This is a genomic window from Pseudomonas sp. R4-35-07, from assembly GCF_003852235.1.
In the GTDB taxonomy this organism is placed as follows: Bacteria; Pseudomonadota; Gammaproteobacteria; order Pseudomonadales; family Pseudomonadaceae; genus Aquipseudomonas.
Genome location: NZ_CP027732.1, coordinates 4,101,300 through 4,119,382, shown reverse-complemented (window position 1 = coordinate 4,119,382; position 18,083 = coordinate 4,101,300). Strand labels below are relative to the sequence as shown.

At 62.6% G+C, this 18,083-nt stretch carries 19 protein-coding genes and 1 riboswitch; of the genes, 14 read left to right on the top strand and 5 right to left on the bottom strand.

The genetic code is table 11. The annotated features are described in order from the left end of the window. Positions 1-8 precede the first annotated feature (8 nt). From C4J89_RS18735 to purM, 4 genes are all read right to left on the bottom strand, one after another. Positions 9-197: a hypothetical protein gene (locus C4J89_RS18735; protein ID WP_124363834.1), complete on the bottom strand. Its 189-nt coding sequence runs from the start codon at positions 195-197 to the stop codon at positions 9-11. A gap of 358 nt (positions 198-555) precedes the next feature. Beyond that, entirely contained in the window at positions 556-1,269 is a 714-nt protein-coding gene (locus C4J89_RS18730; protein ID WP_124363833.1) for a DUF3108 domain-containing protein, read from the bottom strand. An 8-nt stretch (positions 1,270-1,277) separates the two neighbouring features. Next, positions 1,278-1,928, bottom strand: coding sequence for a phosphoribosylglycinamide formyltransferase (gene purN, locus C4J89_RS18725; protein WP_124363832.1), 651 nt, complete (start codon positions 1,926-1,928; stop codon positions 1,278-1,280). Further along, positions 1,928-2,986 (bottom strand): phosphoribosylformylglycinamidine cyclo-ligase, encoded by a 1,059-nt coding sequence (gene purM, locus C4J89_RS18720; protein ID WP_124363831.1) that lies wholly within the window; start codon positions 2,984-2,986, stop codon positions 1,928-1,930. Before purM ends, purN begins: the two co-directional genes overlap by 1 nt. Positions 2,987-3,326: 340 nt before the next feature. Between purM and C4J89_RS18715 the strand changes: the two genes are divergently transcribed. The 5 genes from C4J89_RS18715 (at position 3,327) to C4J89_RS18695 (ending at position 7,930) form a co-directional block, all read left to right on the top strand. After that, entirely contained in the window at positions 3,327-4,367 is a 1,041-nt protein-coding gene (locus tag C4J89_RS18715) for a DUF2066 domain-containing protein (protein ID WP_124415264.1), read from the top strand. Positions 4,368-4,419: 52 nt separating this feature from the next. Further along, the gene (locus C4J89_RS18710) at positions 4,420-5,493 is read left to right on the top strand and encodes an AI-2E family transporter (protein ID WP_124363829.1); all 1,074 of its coding nucleotides are present in this window, start codon (positions 4,420-4,422) and stop codon (positions 5,491-5,493) included. Positions 5,494-5,698: 205 nt separating this feature from the next. After that, positions 5,699-6,403, top strand: a complete 705-nt coding sequence (gene hda / locus C4J89_RS18705; RefSeq protein ID WP_124363828.1) for a DnaA regulatory inactivator Hda — start codon at positions 5,699-5,701, stop codon at positions 6,401-6,403. Between the two features lie 213 nt (positions 6,404-6,616). Continuing rightward, positions 6,617-7,246 carry a C40 family peptidase gene (locus tag C4J89_RS18700; protein ID WP_124363827.1) on the top strand — a complete coding sequence of 210 codons (630 nt, stop codon included), beginning with the start codon at positions 6,617-6,619 and terminating at the stop codon, positions 7,244-7,246. Between the two features lie 144 nt (positions 7,247-7,390). Further along, the gene (locus C4J89_RS18695; RefSeq protein WP_124363826.1) at positions 7,391-7,930 is read left to right on the top strand and encodes a C40 family peptidase; all 540 of its coding nucleotides are present in this window, start codon (positions 7,391-7,393) and stop codon (positions 7,928-7,930) included. 134 nt (positions 7,931-8,064) lie between these two features. Here C4J89_RS18695 and C4J89_RS18690 read toward each other — a convergent pair whose 3' ends face one another. Next, entirely contained in the window at positions 8,065-9,378 is a 1,314-nt protein-coding gene (locus C4J89_RS18690) for a sorbosone dehydrogenase family protein (RefSeq protein ID WP_124415263.1), read from the bottom strand. A 99-nt stretch (positions 9,379-9,477) separates the two neighbouring features. Further along, positions 9,478-9,736: riboswitch (cobalamin riboswitch) on the top strand. 78 nt (positions 9,737-9,814) lie between these two features. On the opposite strand from C4J89_RS18690, the gene cobO reads away from it, so the two are divergent. The 9 genes from cobO to cobC all read left to right on the top strand — a co-directional run bounded on the left by cobO (position 9,815) and on the right by cobC (position 18,081). Next, entirely contained in the window at positions 9,815-10,426 is a 612-nt protein-coding gene (gene cobO / locus C4J89_RS18685) for a cob(I)yrinic acid a,c-diamide adenosyltransferase (RefSeq protein WP_124363824.1), read from the top strand. Beyond that, positions 10,423-11,805, top strand: coding sequence for a cobyrinate a,c-diamide synthase (locus tag C4J89_RS18680; protein ID WP_124415262.1), 1,383 nt, complete (start codon positions 10,423-10,425; stop codon positions 11,803-11,805). Before cobO ends, C4J89_RS18680 begins: the two co-directional genes overlap by 4 nt. Continuing rightward, entirely contained in the window at positions 11,802-12,452 is a 651-nt protein-coding gene (bluB, locus tag C4J89_RS18675; RefSeq protein WP_124415261.1) for a 5,6-dimethylbenzimidazole synthase, read from the top strand. Before C4J89_RS18680 ends, bluB begins: the two co-directional genes overlap by 4 nt. Then, positions 12,449-13,357, top strand: coding sequence for an adenosylcobinamide-phosphate synthase CbiB (gene cbiB, locus C4J89_RS18670; RefSeq protein WP_124415260.1), 909 nt, complete (start codon positions 12,449-12,451; stop codon positions 13,355-13,357). The genes bluB and cbiB overlap by 4 nt, the downstream gene beginning before the upstream one ends. Then, positions 13,350-14,339, top strand: a complete 990-nt coding sequence (cobD, locus tag C4J89_RS18665) for a threonine-phosphate decarboxylase CobD (RefSeq protein ID WP_124415259.1) — start codon at positions 13,350-13,352, stop codon at positions 14,337-14,339. The genes cbiB and cobD overlap by 8 nt, the downstream gene beginning before the upstream one ends. Continuing rightward, positions 14,336-15,787, top strand: a complete 1,452-nt coding sequence (locus C4J89_RS18660) for a cobyric acid synthase (RefSeq protein ID WP_124415258.1) — start codon at positions 14,336-14,338, stop codon at positions 15,785-15,787. Before cobD ends, C4J89_RS18660 begins: the two co-directional genes overlap by 4 nt. 148 nt (positions 15,788-15,935) lie before the next feature. After that, positions 15,936-16,457 carry a bifunctional adenosylcobinamide kinase/adenosylcobinamide-phosphate guanylyltransferase gene (cobU, locus tag C4J89_RS18655; protein ID WP_124415257.1) on the top strand — a complete coding sequence of 174 codons (522 nt, stop codon included), beginning with the start codon at positions 15,936-15,938 and terminating at the stop codon, positions 16,455-16,457. Further along, positions 16,454-17,509, top strand: coding sequence for a nicotinate-nucleotide--dimethylbenzimidazole phosphoribosyltransferase (gene cobT / locus C4J89_RS18650; protein WP_124415256.1), 1,056 nt, complete (start codon positions 16,454-16,456; stop codon positions 17,507-17,509). Before cobU ends, cobT begins: the two co-directional genes overlap by 4 nt. Continuing rightward, positions 17,506-18,081, top strand: coding sequence for an alpha-ribazole phosphatase family protein (cobC, locus tag C4J89_RS18645; protein ID WP_124415255.1), 576 nt, complete (start codon positions 17,506-17,508; stop codon positions 18,079-18,081). Before cobT ends, cobC begins: the two co-directional genes overlap by 4 nt. The last annotated feature ends 2 nt before the right edge of the window (positions 18,082-18,083 follow it).

Genomic DNA, 18,083 nt, shown 5'->3' with positions numbered 1-18,083 from the left:
TCAGGGTTTCAGGAGCCTTCTGCCTGGCGTCTCATTTCAAGCGATTCAAGTTCGTTTTTATAATTGTGGGCATCGCTCTCGTTGTGAAACATGCCGACCAGCAAATCTTGTTGATGTACGTCCCAGATGTGAATCCCGTGGCCTACCGCTTCATGGGACATATGTTCATCGTCGCGTTCAGTTACTTTTACAGTCATCTGCTTGCTCCAATCTCTGGTTGATCTGCGGCAAGTCGTCGCAGGCCTTTGTTATATGGTTTGTTAGCTTGCTAAGTAAACCGATTTTGCGCGCAACAATTCATTGCAGGAAACGCAACATTCCCGCAGGCCGCGTAAACCGTGGCGTTTGGTGCTGGTGGCATGACTTAAATGACAAAAGTTTCATGTTGGGGGCAACCTACTGACGCCATCGGGAGCAAGCCCCCTCCCACATTTGGAATGCATTCCAAGTGTGGGAGGGGGCTTGCTCCCGATAGCGGTAGAGCTTTCAACGCAAAAAATCCGGGCGAAAAAAAGCCCCGCATTCAGCAAGGCTCTTTTTAACTCATCAGGGCAATCAGCTCCCTTTGACAGCCTTACCGTCAACGGTGCCATCCTGCAGCATGATGTTGTATTCCTTGCCATCCGTTTCAACCTGGCGCAAGGCAACCAGAATGCCGCCCTGGTCCTTGGCAAACCACATCTGCGTGATGCGCTTGCTCTGGGATGGATCACGCACGCGTTCAACCTTGATCGCGTCGATGGAGCCTACCTTGGTCTGGACTTTTTCCGGGCCCATGACGCGGAAGTCATAGGTATCCACATCCGTACCTTCGGCCACTCGGTAGCTCATGCTTTTCTTGCCGGCAGCCACATCGCGCTGAAGGGCGAGTTGATAGGTGGACTTGTCGAGCATGCCGCTTTCGAGGGTGACGTTAACCGGGTCCTTGTTTTCAAAGCCGGTGATCTTCTTGGTCGCCTGATCGAAATCCAGGTTGATCTTCTTCGCCTTGCCCAAACCGCCGCGCTCGAAGCTGTAGCTCTTGGGTTGCAGGGTGTCCTTGTCGAACAGGATCACGCTGGTTTCGGTCAGGCTGGCAATCATCATCGAGGCCTTGAAGTTCAAGGTCCAGGTGCCGTCGCCGTTCTTGGTCAGGCTGCGTTCAGCCGAGCCACTCATGGGCAGTTGTTTCCAGTCGGCGGTGTAGCTGACGGAGAAGGGGTGAAGGTCCGCCGCTTGCACGGCAGGCAGAGCGAACAGCGCAAAAGCGAAGAGCAGGGCGCGACGCATAAAATCTCCTAGGTTCGAATCAAGTGGCCGCTGGCCGCGAGTAACTGACCATCCAATAATGCACCCTGTTCACCAAGAATCAACCGACCCTCGGCAAACCAGCGAACAGCCAACGGGTAAATCCTGTGTTCCTGGGTATGAACCCGTTGCGCAAGCGTCTGCGCCGAGTCATCCGACTCTACCGGAACCACTGCCTGTACGACCAGAGGCCCGCCATCGAGTTCCTCGGTGACAAAGTGCACGCTGCAGCCATGCTCGCGGTCGCCGGCATCGAGGGCGCGTTGATGGGTGTGCAGGCCTTTGTACTTGGGCAGCAGGGAAGGGTGGATATTGAGCAGGCGCCCTTCGTAATGCCGCACGAAATCAGCGCTGAGGATGCGCATGAAGCCGGCAAGTACGACGAGCTTGGGGTTGAAGGTGTCGATCAGTTCGATCAAGGCGCGGTCGAAGGCCTCGCGACCGTCGAACGCCTTGTGATCCAGCGAGCGGGTCTCGATACCCGCGTCCCTGGCGCGTTGCAGGCCGTAGGCATCGCTGCGGTTGGAAATCACCGCAGCGATGCGCACCGGGCTGTCGCCGGTGTGCGTGCTGTCGATCAGGGCCTGCAAATTACTGCCGGTGCCGGAAAGCAGCACCACGACATCACAGGTGACAGGCATCAATGCGCCTTAAGGTTCTTCAGTTCAACCTGGGCCGCGCCTTCGGCAGCGCTGGCGATCTGGCCGATGACCCAAGGCTGCTCGCCGGCTTCACGCAGTACATTCAGCGCGGTTTCAACGTGCTCTTGCGCCACGCAGATCACCATGCCCACGCCGCAGTTCAGCACGCGGTGCATTTCGGTTTCGTTGACGTTGCCTTTCTCTTGCAGCCAGTCGAAGACCGCAGGGCGCTGCCAGCTGGCCACGTCGACAATCGCCTGGGCGCCTTTTGGCAGCACGCGCGGGATGTTGTCCAGCAGGCCGCCGCCGGTGATGTGGGCCATGGCCTTGACGGCGCCGGTGTCCTTGATCAGCTTGAGCAGTGGCTTGACGTAGATGCGCGTCGGAGCCATCAGCAGGTCGGTCAGTGGCTTGCCGTCGAGCTGGATGTTCTCGATATCGGCGCCGGACACTTCGATGATCTTGCGGATCAGCGAGTAGCCGTTGGAGTGCGGGCCGGACGATGGCAGAGCGAGCAAGGCATCGCCGGCAGCGACTTTGGAGCCGTCGATGATTTCGGATTTTTCCACCACGCCGACGCAGAAACCGGCCAGGTCGTAGTCTTCGCCTTCGTACATGCCTGGCATTTCAGCGGTTTCGCCGCCGACCAGGGAGCAACCCGACAGTTCGCAGCCGGCGCCGATGCCGGTGACCACTTGGGTCGCGGTCTCGACATTGAGTTTGCCGGTGGCGTAGTAGTCGAGGAAGAACAACGGCTCGGCGCCGCACACCACCAGGTCGTTGACGCACATGGCAACCAGGTCGATGCCGATGCTGTCGTGCTTGTTCAGGTTCAGCGCCAGGCGCAGCTTGGTGCCCACGCCGTCGGTGCCGGAAACCAGTACAGGCTGCTTGTAGCCGGCCGGGATTTCGCAGAGGGCGCCAAAACCGCCCAGGCCACCCATGACTTCGGGGCGCGCAGTGCGCTTGGCGACGCTCTTGATGCGTTCGACCAATGCTTCACCGGCGTCGATGTCTACACCGGCGTCCTTGTAGCTCAGGGAGGGTTGCTTGCTCATGATCCAGGCCTTTAAGGGGGATTTCTGGGTAACGACCGAGCGGGCAGGCACTTTTGGCGAAGGCCCAGCCGTTGACGGTCTGCGAAGGCGCGCGATTTTATCAGGCTTGAGGGGCAGCGGCCATCCTCGGGCCGACGGGCAGGGCATATGAGTCTAAAAAAAACCGAATCGGCCCGGTAATGCACCGTATTAAGGTATAGCCTTGAATCCGCTATCGTTATGACAGTATGAAAACTTACCGAGACCCGTGAATGTTTTACCGGTCGCTGTGTCACAGCCTTGCCAAACCGAGATCACGCGGTCTGTTCCAGCCGCTAAATTTGTCGTTCGGGAATCTTCCATGCGTCTGTGTAAATTCTTTTTTGTAGGCTGTTTCTCGTTGGTCAGCCTGGCGAGTCATGCCGAAACCCTCAATGGCCTCTATCAAGTCCTCGAACCGGTCAGCAGCCAGTCACCCCAGGAGCGTGACCAGGCCACCCAGCGCGCCGTGCAGACCCTGGTCATCCGCCTGACCGGCGATGCCAAGGCCGCCGAGGGCCCGGGCCTGGCGGCGGTCCGCAAAGATCCGCAACAAATCATCAGCCAATACGGCTACGACGCCGGCCCGCCGGAAAGCCTGCAGGTGGATTTCGACCCGGTCAGCACCGATCGCGCCCTGCGTGATGCTGGCCTGGCGATCTGGGGCAGCAATCGGCCCTCGATCCTCGGCTGGTGGCTGAACGACTCTACCGAAGGCAGCAGCCTGGTCGGCGACGGCCAGGCGGTGGCTCAAGCGCTGCGCCGGGCGGCCCAGCACCGAGGCTTGCCGTTGCGCCTGCCGCTGGGTGACCTGGACGAACAAGTGGTCGCCACCGCGCCGAACCTGGAAAGTGCCGACGCCACGCCGCTGCGCGCCGCCTCCGAGCGCTATGGCGCCGATGCGTTATTGGCGGTGCATGCGCGCCAGGAAGGCAACCAGTGGCAGGCTAAATGGCGCCTATGGCTGGGCGACAAGACCGAACAGGGCAGCGTCCAGGGCGCTGACACTGGCGCGGTGGCTGATGCCGTGTTGCTCGCAGTCAGCCAGAAGCTCGCGCCGCGTTTTGCGGTCAAGCCGGGAGTCAGCGCCGAACAGTTGCTGGAGGTGCAGGGCATGAACCTGGAGCGCTATGCCGTCCTGGGTCGTTTGCTTGAGCCCTTTGGTGGCCAGCCGCAGCGGGTAGACGGCACTCGTATTGTGTATCGCGTCAATGGCAGCGCCGATCAGTTGCGCACCCAGTTGAGCCTGGCCAAGTTGCAGGAAGTGCCGGCAGGTGAAGCCCCCGCCCCGCAACCGCCGGCCGATGGCGCACAACCGGCTGCCGCGCCTGAGCCCCAGGCGCAGTTACGTTTTCGTTGGTAAGTGGCCTGGCTTCTATATAGAAGCGGCAAGCAAATAACAGAGGAAGTGGTTCATGGCGGATACGCGTCGTTGGGTGTGGCTTGGCGGGATTGTCCTGCTGTGCGTTTTTGTGTTCTTGCTGCATTCGATCCTGACGCCATTTCTGGTGGCGTTGCTGCTCGCCTATCTGTTCGATCCGGTGGTGGATCGCCTGGAGAAGGCCGGCCTGTCGCGAACCTGGGGTGTGATCGCGGTGTTTGCCTTGTTTACCCTGATCATCACCGCACTGGTGCTGGTGCTGGTGCCGATGCTGGCCAAGCAACTGTATCGACTTTACGAACTGGCGCCGCAGATGCTCGACTGGTTGCAGCACACGGCGATGCCATGGGCCCAGGCCAAGCTTGGGCTGTCGGACGGGTTCTGGAAGTTCGACAAGGTCAAGGCGGCAATCAGTGAACACATGGACAAGACCACCGATATCGTCAGTATGGTGCTCAGCCAGGCAACCGCTTCCAGCCTTGCGCTGATCGGCTGGCTGACCAACCTGGTGCTGATCCCGGTGGTGGCGTTTTACCTGCTGCGGGACTGGGACATCATGATGGCCAAGATCCGCAGCCTGCTGCCGCGCGACCGCGAGGAGCGCATCGTGTCCCTGGCGGGCGAGTGCCATGAGGTACTGGGGGCGTTCGTGCGCGGGCAACTGCTGGTGATGCTGGCGCTGGGCATCATTTATGCCGCCGGCTTGATGGCGATCGGCCTTGAGCTGGGCCTGTTGATCGGCCTGATCGCCGGCCTGGCCGCGATCGTGCCCTACATGGGCTTCGTGATCGGGATCGGCGCGGCGCTGGTGGCGGGGCTGTTCCAGTTTGGCGGCGACCTGTATCCGATGCTGGGCATCGTCGCGGTGTTCATGGTCGGCCAGGCGCTGGAAGGCATGGTATTGACCCCGCTGCTGGTGGGGGACCGCATCGGCCTGCATCCCGTGGCGGTGATCTTTGCGATCCTGGCGGGCGGTGAGCTATTCGGCTTTACCGGCATCCTGCTGGCGCTGCCGGTGGCGGCGGTGATCATGGTGCTGGTGCGGCATGTTCACGATGTGTACAAGGATTCGGATGTGTACACGGGCGTTGAAGATCCCGATCTGTAATCGCGCTATCACGAACCCGGCTCATGGCCGGGTTTGTTGTTTAATGTGGCGGGTGCGTCAAACAATTCGCGCAAAACCAACAGGTTAACGCAAACCTTTGATTTTGCTTGTGGTCTGCTGCATTGTGCGCCCGGCGCCACGCGTATAAACTTTGCAAACTTTACACAGAGGCCACTCACGGTTCGATGGGAGCCGTTCAGTCAGCATGAAACCGATTCAGCTGCCCCTAGGTGTGCGTCTGCGTGACGACGCTACCTTTATCAACTACTACCCAGGCGCCAATGCCGCTGCACTCGGCTATGTCGAGCGCCTCTGCGAAGCCGACGCCGGGTGGACTGAAAGCCTGATCTATCTGTGGGGCAAGCATGGCGTCGGGCGTACCCACTTGCTGCAGGCCGCGTGCCTGCGTTTCGAGCAGATGGGCGAGCCGGCGGTTTACCTGCCGTTGGCTGAGCTGATGGACCATGGTGTGGGGATCTTCGACAACCTCGAACAGTACGAACTGGTGTGTCTGGACGATTTGCAGGCGATTGCGGGCAAGGCGGACTGGGAAGAGGCGCTGTTTCATCTGTTCAACCGCTTGCGCGACAGTGGCCGCCGCCTGTTGATCGCCGCGTCCACGTCGCCGCGTGAACTGCCGGTGAAGCTGGCCGACCTCAAGTCGCGGCTGACGCTGGCGTTGATCTTCCAGATGCGGCCCTTGTCCGACGAAGACAAACTCCGTGCCCTGCAACTGCGCGCCTCGCGTCGCGGCCTGCACCTGACCGACGAGGTCGGGCACTTCATCCTCACCCGTGGCACGCGCAGCATGAGCGCGTTGTTCGAGTTGCTCGAACAGCTCGATCAGGCCTCGCTGCAGGCCCAGCGCAAGCTCACCATTCCCTTCCTCAAGGAAACCCTAGGCTGGTAGCCAAGCCTTGTGTTTTCAGGCCTTCGGCAAATTCCAGGCGCCAGAAAACCTGCGTTTTGGCCGGTTTGGCCACGCACAGGGCAGGTCTCTGGGATTAACGGCTTAGATGGCGTGGTCCAAACAGGAAGTCACAAAGAGTTCGATTGAATTTGCAAATCGATGTGATAGAAGGCATAGTCTCGCCTTCTTTACACATCAGCCACGGTCGTGCCCATGCTAAATCGCTTCGCACCCCTCGTGCCTCTCGCACTCGTTACCCTGTTGTTTGGTTGCGCCTCCCACCCTCAGCAGGTGGCAGAACAGCCCAAACCACAGGTTCAAAATCAGGCTAAATTCGTTGCTGCACAGTCTGCTTCTGTTTATGAAGAAGAGCTGGCAACCGAAAAAGAGCTGGCCGACTTCTCCGGCAGCAAGCCTTATCAGCTTCCCGTTCTGGCCGACAGCATTCTCGAACGCGGCATGTCCCTGATCGGTACCCGCTACCGTTTCGGCGGCACCTCTGAAGCCGGTTTCGATTGCAGCGGTTTTATCGGCTACCTGTTTCGTGAAGAAGCCGGCATGAATCTGCCGCGCTCCACCCGCGAAATGATCAACGTGAAAGCACCGTTGGTCGCACGCAACAACCTCAAGCCCGGTGATCTGCTTTTCTTTAGTACAGCCGGTCGCGGCCGTGTCAGCCACGCTGGTATCTACTTGGGCGATAACCAGTTTATCCACTCCAGCAGCCGTCGTAGCGGTGGGGTGCGGGTCGATAACTTGGGTGACAGCTACTGGAGCAAAACCTTCATCGAAGCCAAGCGTGCACTCGCCATGGCCCCGTCTACGGTTACCGCCAGTAAGTAAAGTTAAAGTGATACTTGAAGTTTGACGCGTAAGCGCTAAAATCCTTGGACATTGTTGTAATCCGTTCGCGCGAGCTTTGCTTGCGCGTTCTGGTTTTCAGCGTTCGGCAGCGAAAGCCGCATCCAGACCAGGATTGTTCTGCCCATGTCGACCTCGGCCCGCCTCTTTCTTCTCGTTTGCGCCGCACTCCTGAGCGCCTGCGCAAGCCGTCCACCGCCGCCTGCTCCTGTAGCCGTCAAGCCTAAGCCGGTGTTCAACTATTCCACCCAGAATTTCTCGCCGGCCGCCGAAGACGTGCTCTTTCGCGCGCTGGGCCTGGTGGGCACGCCGTATCGCTGGGGCGGCAACACGCCGGACTCGGGCTTTGATTGCAGCGGCCTGATTGGCTTTGTCTACCGCGATGCGGCCGGTATCACCTTGCCGCGCACTACCCGCGAGTTGATCGTGATGCGTGCCCAGGACGTCAGCGAGCAGAACCTGCAAACTGGTGACCTGCTGTTCTTCGCCACCGGTGGTGGTTCGCGGGTGAGCCACGCCGGCATCTACGTGGGTGAGGGCCGTTTTGTGCACGCTCCGCAGACTGGCGGTACGGTGAAGCTGGATACGTTGTCGAAGGCGTATTGGCAGAATGCTTACCTGAGTGCCAAGCGCGTACTGCCGGCAAACTTGGCGCGCAATCCCTGAATCAAACACCAAACCAAATGTGGGAGGGGGCTTGCTCCCGATAGCGGTGTATCAGTCACTATCTCCAGTGGCTGACACACTGCTATCGGGAGCAAGCCCCCTCCCACATTGTTTTGTGGTGTGCTTGAGAGGGTCTACTTGACCGCAGACACCCGCCACACCTTATTCCCCACATCATCGGCCACCAGCAAATCCCCTTGCTGATCGATCACCACGCCCACCGGCCGGCCCATGGCGTTCTCATCTTTATCGAGGAACCCGGTCAGCACATCCACCGGCTTGCCTTTCGGCTGCCCGCCCTCGAACGGCACGAAGATCACCTTATAGCCACTGTGCGGCTTGCGGTTCCACGAACCATGCTGGCCGATGAACGCACCGTTGCTGAACTGCGCCGGGAGTGTGTTGCCCTGGGCGAAGGTCAGCCCCAGCGACGCGGTATGCGGGCCGACCGCATAGTCCGGCGCAATGGCCTTGGCAACCAGTTGCGGGTTCTGCGGGGTGACGCGCACATCCACATGCTGCCCGTAATAGCTGAACGGCCAGCCATAGAACGCGCCGTCCTTGACCGAGGTGATGTAGTCCGGCACCAGGTCACTGCCGATTTCATCGCGCTCGTTCACCGCCGTCCACAATTTGCCGCTCTGCGGCTCCCACGCCATGCCATTGGGGTTGCGCAGGCCGGAGGCGAAAATACGATGCTGGCCCGTGGCGCGGTCCACTTCCCAGATCGCCGCCCGACCTTCTTCGGCTTCCAGGCCATTCTCGCCGACGTTGCTGTTGGAGCCGACGCTGACGTACAGCTTGCTGCCATCCTGGCTGGCGATCACGTTTTTAGTCCAGTGATGGTTGAGGCTGCCACCCGGCAAATCGACGACTTTGGTGGCGGCCGCCTTGATCGCGGTCTCCCCAGCTTGATAGGGGAAACGCAGCAACTTATCCGAGTCCGCCACGTACAGGTCGTTGCCGACCAGAGCCATGCCGAAGGGCGAGTTGAGGTTTTCCAGGAACACCGTGCGCGTTTCGGCGACGCCGTCGTGATCGGCGTCGCGCAGCAGGGTGATGCGGTTCGGGCTCGGCACACCTGCGCCCGCGCGGCCCATGACTTTCTCCATGACCCAGCCGCGCACGCCTTTGGCGTCATCGGGCTTGGGCGGAGCATTGGTCTCGGCCACCAGAATGTCGCCGTTGGGCAACACATACAGCCAGCGCGGATGCTCCAGGCCTTCGGCGAATGCGGCCACTTGGGTGCCGGCAGCGGCCGTCGGCTTGGCGCCGTCGGGCCAACCGACAGCCGGCGCGATGTTCACGGTGGGGATCAGCGTCTTGTTCGGTTCCGGCAACCTGGGCGAGGGCCCGGTGCCATCGGCTACCTGCAGGGTAGAGCTTTCTCCGCAGGCGGCGAGGGTGCCGGCGAGCATGATCAGTAGGGCGAGTCTGGTTTTGTGCATGGTGTTCTCCTGAATACCTGTAAGGGTAGAGAAGCACATCACCTTGATGGTTCAAGTACAGGGTCAGCTTTAATTGACGCTCCACCCCCAACCCACTAACCTTCGCGGCTTGTTCCAGGTGCTCTGTGGCGCATGCGTCGACAGAGTGAAACAGGGAAGCCGGTGAGTGAGCGCACTTGTACACAGTGTCGCCGCAATTCCGGCGCTGCCCCCGCAACGGTAAATGAGTCAAGACGGTGCTGTTGGCCACTGTATCGCAGGCGATATGGGAAGGCGCGCCGTTGGCATGTCCTGTCTTTTACAAAAGGCAGGGCGCCACTCATGAGCCCGGAGACCGGCCTGAAACATCCAACAGCATCACGGTGGGCGATGCTTGGCTGTCTGTTTTTCCTTTTTCCTGCCCGCCGTTTTTGTCCAGCCCCAACGGAGAGCTGCCATGACCGATACCCCCGACCGCGACGAACGCCACCTGGCGCGCATGCTGCGCAAAAAAGCCGTGATCGATGAACGCATCGCCAACTCGCCCAATGAATGCGGTTTGCTGCTGGTGCTGACCGGCAACGGCAAGGGCAAAAGCAGTTCGGCCTTCGGCATGTTGGCCCGGGCCATGGGGCATGGCATGCAGTGCGGCGTGGTGCAGTTCATCAAGGGGCGCAACAGTACCGGCGAAGAGTTGTTTTTCCGCCGCTTCCCCGAGCAGGTCCGCTTTCACGTGATGGGCGAAGGCTTCACCTGGGAAACCCAGGATCGCCAGCGCGATATCGCCGCCGCCGAAGCGGCCTGGGCGGTATCCCGGGCGATGCTCAATGACCCTTCTATCGGCCTGGTCGTGCTCGACGAACTGAACATTGCCCTCAAGCACGGCTACCTTGACCTCGACCAGGTGCTCGGCGACCTGCAGGCGCGCCCGCCGATGCAGCACGTGGTGGTCACCGGCCGTGGCGCCAAGCCTGAGCTGATCGAAATGGGTGACACCGTCACCGAAATGGGCATGCTCAAGCACGCGTTCCAGGCCGGTATCAAGGCACAGAAAGGCGTCGAACTTTGAATCAGCCCCGTCATTGCCCGGCCGTCTTGATCGCCGCACCGGCGTCCGGCCAGGGCAAAACCACCGTCACCGCAGCGTTGGCGCGTTTGCACCGCAACCTGGGGCGCACGGTACGCGTATTCAAATGCGGGCCGGATTTCCTTGACCCGATGATTCACGAGCGCGCCAGCGGCGCGCCGGTGTATCAATTGGATATGTGGATGGTGGGCGAGCAGGAAAGTCGCCGTTTGTTGTGGGAAGCAGCGGGGGAGGCCGACCTGATCCTGATCGAAGGCGTAATGGGCCTGTTCGACGGCACCCCGTCCAGCGCCGACCTGGCGCGGCATTTCGGCGTGCCGGTGCTGGCAGTGATCGACGGCACGGCCATGGCGCAGACCTTTGGCGCCCTCGCGTTGGGCCTGGCGCGCTACCAGCCGGACCTGCCATTCGCCGGCGTACTCGCCAACCGCGTCGGCACGCTGCGCCATGCGCAGTTGCTGGAAGGCAGCCTCACCGAGGGATTGCGCTGGTACGGCGCGCTGTCGCGTGAAACCGGTATCGAATTGCCCAGCCGTCACCTGGGCCTGGTGCAAGCCAGCGAACTCAATGACCTCGACCTGCGTCTGGACGCCGCCGCCCAAGCGTTGGGCAGCAGTTGCGAAGTCGCCGTGCCGCCACCGGTGACATTTGCCGCGCCGCAGGTGATCACCGCCGAGCCGTTGCTCGCCGGGGTACGCATTGCGGTGGCCCGTGACGAAGCCTTCGCGTTTACCTACGGTGCCAGCCTCGACTTGTTGCGCGCGATGGGCGCCGAGTTGCGTTTCTTTTCACCGATCCATGACGGCGCATTGCCTGAAGCCGACAGCCTCTATCTACCCGGCGGTTACCCGGAGCTGCATCACCGGGCCCTGTCGCAAAACACACCGATGCTCGCCGCCATCCGCGCTCATCATGCAGCCGGCAAGCCCTTGCTCGCCGAATGCGGCGGCATGCTGTACCTGCTGGACTCGCTTACCGATGTCGACGGCAACCGCGCCGAACTGCTCGGCCTGCTGCAGGGCGATGCAGTGATGCAAAAGAAATTGGCAGCGCTGGCGCTGCAAAGCGTCGAGTTGCCCGAAGGCACATTGCGCGGGCACACCTATCACCATTCCCTGACCAGCACCGCATGCGAGCCGATCGCCCGTGGCATGAGCCCCAATGGTGGGCGTGGGGCTGAGGCGGTGTATCGGCAGGGGCGGATGACCGCGTCCTATGTACACTTTTACTTTCCGTCGAACCCGGAGGCGGTGGCCGCACTTTTTGTGCCAGGCCCTGACACCGCTATCGGGAGCAAGCCCCCTCCCACAGGGGGGTGCATTCCACAGGTGGGAGGGGGCTTGCCCCCGATGACGCCATGAGCGACAACGCCTTCCCCGAGGCCGAGCGCCAAGCCGTCTACCGCGCCATCGCCGAACGCCGCGACATGCGCCACTTCAGCGGTGGCAGCGTCGCGCCTGAGTTATTGCAGCGCCTGCTCCAGGCTGCCCACCAGGCACCCAGCGTCGGCCTGATGCAACCGTGGCGCTTTATCCGTATCAGCGACCGTCAATTAAGAGGGCGCATTCAGCAACTGGTCGAAGCAGAACGCCTGCGCACCGCCGAGGCCCTGGGCGAGCGCTCCGATGACTTCATGAAGCTCAAGGTCGAAGGCATCCACGACTGCGCCGAAGTGCTGGTGGCAGCGCTGATGGACGATCGCGAGCGGCACATCTTCGGCCGTCGCACCTTGCCGGAAATGGACATGGCGTCGTTGTCCTGCGCGATCCAGAACCTGTGGCTGGCGGCCCGCGTCGAGGGGTTGGGCATGGGCTGGGTGTCGCTGTTCGAACCCCAGGCCCTGGCTGACCTGCTGGGTTTGCCGGCGGGCGCCAAACCCCTGGCGGTGCTGTGCCTGGGGCCGGTCGCCGAGTTCTATCCGGCACCGATGTTGCAGCTCGAAGGCTGGGCCGAGCCGCGGCCATTGAGTGACATGCTGTACGAAAACCTGTGGGGAGTGAGTCGATGAGTGTGGCCTTGCTGTGTGTTGCCGCAGTAGCGCTGGATGCGCTGCTGGGCGAGCCCAGGCGCTGGCATCCGCTGGTGGCGTTCGGCAATTTTGCCGGGCGCATCGAACAGCGTTTCAATTCAGGCGGTCGTGGCTGGCGCAGCCATGGGGTGACCGCGTGGTTTATCGCGGTGGTGCCGCTGACCCTGCTGGCCACCGCATTGTCCTGGGCGCCGTACATCGGTTGGGTGCTGGAAATCCTGGCGTTGTACTGCGCCCTGGGCATGCGCAGCCTGGGGGAGCATGTGATTCCGGTCGCCCAGGCCCTGCGCAGTGATGACCTGGAAGCAGCGCGCCAACGCGTGAGTTACCTGGTCAGCCGCCAGACCAGCGAGCTGGATCGCACCGAGGTCGCTCGCGCGGCCACCGAGTCGGTGCTGGAAAACGGCAGCGACGCCGTGTTCGCCGCGCTGTTCTGGTTTGTGGTCGCCGGCGTGCCGGGCGTAGTGCTCTATCGCCTGAGCAACACCCTCGACGCCATGTGGGGCTATCGCAACGAACGCTTCGAACGCTTTGGCTGGGCGGCGGCGAAGATCGACGATGGGCTCAACTATATTCCTGCACGCCTGGTGGCCTTGACCTACGCGTTGCTGGGCAAGACTCGCCTGGCACTCAAATGCTGGCGCACCCAGGGGCCGACCTGGGACAGCCCCAACGCCGGCCCGGTGATGGCCGCTGGCGCCGGTGCGTTGGGCGTCGAACTGGGTGGCGCGGCGATTTATCACGGCGAGGTGCACCAGCGCCCGCCATTGGGCGAAGGCCCGCCGGCCGACGCTGACGCGATCGACCGAGGCTGGCAACTGGTGCAGCGCGGCGTATGGTTGTGGCTGCTGGTTCTGTGCGCGGGGGCGCAATTTTATGCTTGAACACGGTGGTCGGCTGCGTAAGGCGGCAATTGAATACGGCATCGCGGAGGCGGATTGGCTCGATTTGTCCAGTGGCCTGGCGCCCTGGCCGTGGCCGATCCCCGAGATTCCCTTGCGCGCCTGGGCACGGCTACCGGAAGCCGATGACGGCCTGGAAAAAGCCGCCAGCGACTACTATGGCGCGGCTCACGTGCTGCCGGTGCCGGGCTCCCAGGCCGCGATTCAGTTGCTGCCGCGCCTGCGTCGTTCCGGCAAGGTCGGCGTACTGTCGCCGTGCTACGCCGAACACGCCGAAGCCTGGCGTCGTGCCGGTTATGTGGTGCGCGAAGTGCAAGAGCAGGAAGTCGACTTCTTTCTCGATGGCCTCGACGTGCTGGTGGTAGTCAACCCGAATAACCCCACCGGCTTGAGCCTGGCCCCGGAGCGCCTGCTCGACTGGCATACGCGGCTGGCCCAGCGCGGCGGCTGGCTGGTGGTGGACGAAGCCTTCATGGACGTGACCCCGCACTTGAGCCTGGCCAGCCACACCCAGCAAGTCGGCTTGATCGTGCTGCGCTCATTCGGCAAGTTCTTCGGCCTGGCCGGCGTGCGCCTGGGCTTTGTGCTGGCCGAGCGCCGGTTGCTCAAATTGCTCGCCGAACAGGTCGGGCCCTGGGCGGTCAGCGGGCCGACACGGGTACTCGGCCAGGCATGCCTGCGCGACAGCGCTGGGCACGCTCGCCAGCGCACGCGTTGCATCGAGGGCGGCCAGCGCCTGTCTGACCTGCTTGAGCGCCAGGGTTTTCAGCCCCAGGGTGGCTGCGCTTTATTCCAGTGGTTGATCACCCCGCACGCCGAACGCTTGCACGAATTCATGGCCCAGCGCGGCATTCTGCTGCGCCTGTTCGTTCACGACAGCAGCGTGCGTTTCGGTCTGCCTGACAGCGAGGCCGATTGGCAGCGTCTCGAGACGGCACTGGCCGCCTACAAGGAAGCGACATGACTACGTTGATGGTGCAGGGCACCACCTCCGACGCCGGCAAAAGCACGCTGGTGACTGCGCTGTGTCGCTGGCTGGTGCGCCAGGGGGTTGCAGTGGCGCCGTTCAAGCCACAGAACATGGCGCTCAACAGTGCGGTGACTGCTGAAGGCGGCGAGATCGGCCGCGCTCAGGCGGTCCAGGCGCAGGCCGCCAACCTGGCGCCCCACACCGACATGAACCCGGTGCTGCTCAAGCCCAACAGCGACACCGGTTCCCAAGTGATTATCCATGGCCGCGCCGTGACCAGCATGAACGCGGTTGCCTACCACGACTACAAAGCCATCGCGATGCAGGCGGTGCTGGCCTCCCACACACGGTTGAGCCAGGCCTATCCGGTGGTGATGGTCGAAGGCGCGGGCTCGCCGGCCGAGATCAACCTGCGCGCCAATGACATCGCCAATATGGGCTTCGCCGAAGCGGTGGATTGCCCGGTGCTGTTGATCGCCGATATCAATCGCGGCGGGGTGTTCGCCCATCTGGTCGGTACGCTGGAATTGTTGTCCCTCAGCGAACAGGCGCGGGTCCGGGGTTTTATCATCAACCGGTTTCGCGGGGATATCGCGCTGCTGCAACCGGGGCTGGATTGGTTGGAGGCGCGTACCGGTAAGCCGGTGGTGGGCGTGTTGCCCTACGTGATGGACCTGCACCTCGAGGCCGAAGATGGCATCGACCAGCGCCAGACCGACAAGGCCGCCCAGGTGCTCAACGTGGTGGTGCCGGTGCTGCCACGCATCAGCAACCACACGGATTTCGACCCGCTGCGCCTGCATCCCCAGGTGAACCTGCAATTCGTCGGGCCGGGTCAGCCGATCCCGGCCGCCGACCTGATCATCCTGCCGGGGTCGAAAAGTGTACGCAGTGATTTGGCTTACTTGCGTGCCCATGGCTGGGATACCGCCGTGGCGCGGCATTTGCGCTATGGCGGCAAGGTGCTGGGGGTTTGTGGTGGCCTGCAGATGCTCGGCGAGCAGGTGCATGACCCGCTCGGCCTGGAAGGGCCCGTCGGCTCCAGCGCTGGCCTGGGGCTGCTGGCGTTCAGCACGACGCTTGAGCAAGAGAAGCAATTGCGCAATGTGCGCGGGCGTTTGTTGCTGGAGGATGCCGAGGTCAGCGGGTATGAGATCCATGCGGGGGTGACGGCCGGCCGGGCGCTGGCGAATGCCGCCGTGCGGCTCGACGACGGGCGCAGTGATGGCGCGCAGAGTGCAGACGGGCAGATTCTCGGTACTTATCTGCACGGGCTGTTCGAGACACCGGCGGCGTGCAGTGCACTGCTGCGCTGGGCGGGGTTGCAGGACGTGCAGGCAGTCGACTATCACGCCCTGCGTGAGCGGGATATCGAGCGCTTGGCGGATCTGGTGGAAAACCATCTGGACACTGAATTGTTGCGTCGTTTGTGCGGACTCTGACGGCATGTACACAGGGCCAATGTGGGAGGGGGCTTGCCCCCGATGACGGTGTATCAGTCGATGCATCAGTGTCTGAAGCGCCCTTGTCGGGAGCAAGCCCCCTCCCACAATGGGCAGTCTTTCGGCTGACTGGAAAAGGTAGTGGCTCATGCATCAATTGATTCTCGGCGGCGCCCGTTCGGGCAAAAGCCGTCTGGCTGAAAAACTCGCCGGCGCCAGCGGTTTACCGGTGACGTATATCGCCACCAGCCAGCCGCTGGACGGTGAGATGAACCAGCGCGTTGCCCTGCACCGTGCGCGTCGCCCCGACCATTGGGGCCTGATCGAAGAGCCCATCGAACTGGCGCGGGTGTTGCGCGACAACGCCGCTGCCGAGCGTTGCCTGCTGGTGGACTGCCTGACCCTGTGGCTGACCAATCTGCTGATGTTGGAAGACCCTGAGCGCCTTGCTTCGGAGCGCGACCAGTTGCTCGATACCCTGGCTGCACTGCCGGGGCAGATCATTTTTGTCAGCAACGAGACCGGACTGGGTGTCGTGCCGCTGGGCGAATTGACTCGCCGTTATGTGGATGAAGCCGGTTGGCTGCATCAAGCCTTGGCCGAGCGGTGTCAGCGCGTAGTGCTGACGGTTGCCGGCCTGCCCCTGACTTTGAAAGGTACTGCGTTATGACGGATTTCTGGTGGCTCAACCCCTGCAAGGCCATCGACGCCGCTGCGCAAGCACAGGCGTTGGCGCGTCAGCAGCAGTTGACCAAACCCGCCGGTTCGCTCGGCCAGTTGGAAGCACTGGCAGTGCAGTTGGCCGGGTTGCAGGGCCGGGTCAAACCGTCGGTGGAGCAGCTGTGGATTGCGATTTTTGCCGGCGACCATGGCGTGGTCGCCGAAGGTGTGTCGGCGTTTCCCCAGGCCGTGACCGGGCAGATGCTGCACAATTTTGTCAGCGGTGGCGCGGCCATCAGCGTATTGGCTCGCCAGCTGGATGCGCAGTTGGAAGTGGTTGACCTCGGCACGGTCACGCCCTCCCTGGATCTACCCGGCGTGCGCCACCTGAATATCGGCGCGGGCACGGCCAACTTTGTCCACGGCCCGGCGATGACCCAGGTGCAGGGGCGCCAGGCCTTGCAGGCCGGCCGAGACAGCGCACGCCGCGCTTTGGAGCACGGCGCACAGCTGTTTATCGGTGGTGAAATGGGCATTGGCAACACCACCGCCGCCAGCGCGTTGGCGTGTGCGCTGCTCGATTGCCCGGTGAGTGACCTGACCGGTCCGGGCACGGGGCTGAATGCCCAAGGCGTCAGCCACAAGGTGGCAGTCATCGAGCGCGCCGTGAGCTTGCACGCGGCCCAGCGCGACGACGCGTTGCAGACGCTGTTCAACCTGGGGGGCTTTGAAATTGCCGCGTTGGTCGGTGCCTACCTGGCCTGCGCCCAGGCAGGCATCGTGGTGCTGGTGGACGGGTTTATCTGCAGCGTGGCTGCGCTGGTGGCCACGCGCTTGAATCCGGCCTGCCGCGACTGGCTGGTGTTCGGCCATCGTGGCGCCGAACCGGGCCATCGTCACGTGCTGCACAGTCTCGACGCACAGCCGCTGCTGGACCTGGGCCTGCGCCTGGGCGAAGGCAGCGGTGCGGCGCTGGCGGTGCCGTTGCTGCGCCTGGCCTGTGCGTTGCACGGCCAGATGGCGACGTTCGCCGAAGCCGCCGTGGCGGATCGCCCTGCATGACCTTGCACCTGGACCTGCTGCGCCACGGTGAAACCGAGCTGGGCGGCGGCCTGCGCGGCAGCCTGGATGATGCCTTGACGACCAGGGGCTGGGAGCAGATGCGCGCCGCCGTGCTGGGGCAGGGGCCGTGGGACCGGCTGATCAGTTCGCCGTTGCAACGCTGTGCGCGCTTTGCTGAGGAATTGGGCGAACGTCTCAACCTTCCAGTCAGTCTGGAAAAAGACCTGCAAGAGCTGCACTTCGGCGCTTGGGAAGGGCAGAGCGCGGCGGCGTTGATGGAAACCGACGCCGAGGGCTTGGGCTTGTTCTGGGCGGACCCCTACCGCTTTACGCCGCCAGAAGGCGAGCCGGTGGCGGCGTTTTCCGACCGGGTGCTGGGCGCCGTCTTACGTCTACAGCAGGCCTATGCCGGTGAACGCGTGCTGTTGATCAGCCACGGCGGCGTCATGCGCCTGTTATTGGCACGTGCGCGCGGTTTGCCGCGTGAGCACTTGCTGAATGTCGAAGTCGGTCACGGTGGGCTGTTCAGCCTGCAAGTGGCCAGCGATGGCACGTTGAAGGAAGGGGCCTGAAC